A 3370-nucleotide genomic window follows, 5' to 3' on the forward strand; every position below is an offset into this window, starting at 1 on the left:
ACAGCGCGAACACCGTGGTGAGGATCACCAGCACGCGTGCCGGCACCGGCACGACGCCCCAGATGTAGATCCGCTCGTGGGGCCAGAACCACGCGAACGCCAGCATCACGCCGAACACGCCGCCCGAGGCGCCGATGATCGCCGAGCCCGGCGCGAAGATCACCGACAGCAGCGCGCCGGTGATTCCGCTCAAAAAGTACAGGATCGCGAACTGCCGCGAGAAGATGCGCTCCTCCACGCGCGGCCCGAAGAAGAACAGCGCGATCATGTTGAACAGCAGGTGCATGGGGTCGCCGTGCAGGAACATGTACGTCACGACGGACCACGGGCGCGACAGCGCCAGCTCCGGCACAAAGACGAGCGCGTCCGCCAGGTCCGGCAGCGTCCGCTGCAGGATGAACGCGGCGATGTTGGCGATGAGCAGTGCGCTGACGACGGGTGTCACGGATCGGGTCTCAGGGTCATCGATTCTGGCTCCCGCGCAACATAGCCTGACGATGCGCCGCGGCGACAGCGGCCACGAGTCGCCCGTTACGGTTCGTCATCCGCCATGCTCCGGATGCCCACGCCTCGCCACGGCAAGGCACGACGCCCGGCTCCCGTGGCGGGCCAGGACGGTGAGCTCCTCCAGCTCCAGGCCGGCCGCCAGGACCTGTGCCCTGAAGTCGTCCTCGTAGGTGACGCGTCCAAAGTCGATGGTCGTCACCCGCTTGAGCAGGGGCTTGAGGGTTTCCATCCAGCGCACGCGCCGCGTCTGGAAGGTCTGCGTGAAGTAGATGCGCCCGTCCGGCTCCAGCAGGGCGGCGCAGTGCCGCAGGGCCCGCTCCGGCTCGGGCAGCAGCATGAAGCTCCCGGAAAAGTACACGGCGCCGTAGGGCCCGCCCCGGTGGTCGTAGACGGACTCCAGCCGCACCTCGACGCGGCCGGCGATCGCGGAATCCTGGAGCCGTCGCCGCGCCCGCTGGACGTAGTCGGCGTCCACGTCCAGGCCGGTCACGCGCAGCTGCTTTCGCTCCACGACGTTCGCGTTCGCCAGCAGCGCGCCCGCCGTGCCGATGCCCACGTCCAGCAGCGCGGCGCCCGCGGGCACGCGCCGCAGCACCTCCGCGTACCACCGGGAGGTGAGGCGCAGGATCAGGGTGTCGTAGATGAGGCTTCGAATCACGGGCGTCCGGGGGAGCGGTGGCCGCTTGCGCTGCTCCGGGCGCGCGGTCTGGCTGAGCTCGCCTGCCGGGCCGGATCCGCGGGGCGGGGGGAGCCGGCTCAAGCTCCGGCAGGCGGCCGGATCGAAATCATCGTACGGCGCCACCGCTCGAACGTTTCCGAGAAGATCAGCAGCGGAGCCGGACCCCAGATTACGCGGGCGAATCTCAGCAGCAGCTCCGGGGGGGCGCCAAAGCTCCCGGTGATTGCGCTCGCGATAAAGAGGTGCTCGGGCGGCGTGGTGGCCAGCGCGAGCGCCATGAGCAGCGCCCAGCAGCCGAGCACGATGGCGGGTCCGGTCAGCCGGGGTCGGCGGTGGGGGCGTGGACCCGCAACGCCGGGCATACCGACCAGGTAGAGCGGAATCGCGGCCACACTCCAGAAGATGAAGCCTGCCATCACACCGAGGTTCGTCCACCGGGCCATCGGCCCTGCGAACCACGCGCCCACCAGCAGCAGCCACAGGGCGACATAGCCAAAGTGGCGCGCGGCTGCAAGGAAGAGCATCGCGACCACGGCCAGAGTGCCGGCCTGTGCCGCGTAGCTGGAGATGATCACACCGGCAGCCCCCGCCCACTCGCCGGTCCACGTACCGAGCAACAACAGCAAAAGGAACACGCCGGCGCCATACAGCGCGCCCAGGCGCACTGCCGCCATGCCGATGCGCAGGAATCGCGCGATCGTACCCGGCATCAGCCAGTTCCGGACCGGTCTTCGTGGGAGGGCGCCGGAACGGGTGTCGGCATGATCCGGGATGATGGCTGGCGAAGAAAGTCGAGGAAGGACGCGTCCGAACAAATGACGGGATCCCTCATCTGGGCGCAAGATGATCCGCCGCGCCCGCTGCGTGGACGATCGTCAGGCGCGAGACCGATGGGATCCGCTGGTCGGCTCGTGCCGATGATGCGGGCCGGAGCGGGTAAACCTGCCGCAACGACAGCGGAAAGCCTCGCAGACTGCGCGACGCTTCAACCGCCGACACGGGCTGCCACCCGTCGCCGGCCCGTCATCACAAGGCGGATGCGGCTGCTCCGGTGCACCTCGGCCGGCTTTCACTGGGGCAGTCCGCGCAGGCGGACTTCGTGCCTTTCCCGCGGCGAATTCATTCGCTCGGCTGGGGCTGATCCGCAATCGGCATCATCCGCTCCGCCGAGGACGCTTGTCACCGACCAGATCCGGCAACGAGCAGGTTCTCATCCGCCGGAAGGCTTGTCGCATTCGGGGGAGCGAGTCCACATTGAGGGTCCCTCACCGCCGACACCGAGCCATCCACCGATGCCGAACGATCCGACCGCCCACGGACTCCTCACGCGCAGGGAGATGCTGGCCGCCCTCGCGTCCATCGCCGCGCTGCCGCTGCTCTCCGCGTGCGGCGCCGCCCACGTGCCGCCGTCCGCCGCGGCCACCGACGCCGACCGGAGCGCCGTCATGATCCTGGACCAGGTCGGCAACGCGCTCCTGGAGCTCTTTCCCGAGACGGCGACCTCGCTGGGCCTGGACGTGGGCCCGCGCGCCGGGCTGCGGTCCCGGCTGGCGGACCGGTCCATCGCCGGGCAGCAGCGGATCGCGCAGCAGCTGCGCGCGGACCTGGGCCGGCTGGCGGCCGTGGACGTCGGCGGCCTGTCGCACGCCGTGCGGACGAGCGTGGAGGTGGTCCGCAGCGCCTACACCACGGCGCTGGAGGGCATGGCGCTCCCCTACGGCGACATTACCGTGGGCAGCTGGCGCAACACGCCGTACGTCGTCATCCAGAACGTGGGCGCGTACCTGGACGTCCCGCGGTTCCTGGACAGCGACCACACCGTGGAGAACGCCGCCGACGCCGAGGCGTACCTGGCACGGCTGCAGGCGTACGCGCGGCAGCTGGACGGCGAGCTGGAGCGCGTGCGGGCGGCGCGCGCCGGCGGCCTTGTCCCGCCGGCGTTCCTGCTGGACAAGGCGCTGGCGCAGATGCGCCTGTCCGCCCAGGGCACGCGCGAGGGCGGCATGCTCGTGGAGTCGCTGGAGCGGCGGACGCGCGGCATTCCCGGCGACTGGGCCGGGCGCGCGCGGCGCATCGCGGCGCAGGAGATCGCGCCGGCGCTGGACCGGCAGATCGCGGAGCTGGAGGCGCAGCGCGCCGTGGCCACGATGGACGCGGGGATCTCCGCGCGGCCGCACGGCGAGG

General features: G+C 70.8%; 4 protein-coding genes. 1 reads left to right on the forward strand and 3 read right to left on the reverse strand.

Annotated features, from left to right (window positions below):
• The 3 genes from VFZ20_RS28475 to VFZ20_RS28485 all read right to left on the reverse strand — a co-directional run.
• Positions 1–445: rhomboid family intramembrane serine protease (locus VFZ20_RS28475; protein WP_329687357.1), on the reverse strand; the 445-nt coding region annotated here is incomplete at its 3' end.
• A gap of 96 nt (positions 446–541) precedes the next feature.
• Complete coding sequence (locus VFZ20_RS28480; protein WP_349264141.1) at positions 542–1162, reverse strand: class I SAM-dependent methyltransferase; 621 nt, start codon at positions 1160–1162, stop codon at positions 542–544.
• 101 nt (positions 1163–1263) lie between these two features.
• Positions 1264–1896, reverse strand: a complete 633-nt coding sequence (locus VFZ20_RS28485; RefSeq protein ID WP_329687359.1) for a hypothetical protein — start codon at positions 1894–1896, stop codon at positions 1264–1266.
• A gap of 582 nt (positions 1897–2478) precedes the next feature.
• Here VFZ20_RS28485 and VFZ20_RS28490 point away from each other — a divergent pair.
• Positions 2479–3370: DUF885 family protein (locus VFZ20_RS28490; protein WP_329687360.1), on the forward strand; the 892-nt coding region annotated here is incomplete at its 3' end.

Origin of the sequence: Longimicrobium sp., from assembly GCF_036280135.1 — a bacterium.
Lineage (GTDB): Bacteria > Gemmatimonadota > Gemmatimonadetes > Longimicrobiales > Longimicrobiaceae > Longimicrobium.

Excerpts from the sequence above, each read along its gene's own strand:
- VFZ20_RS28485 (WP_329687359.1), bottom strand. The coding sequence starts at position 1,896 with ATGCCGGGTACGATCGCGCGATTCCTGCGCATCGGCATGGCGGCAGTG.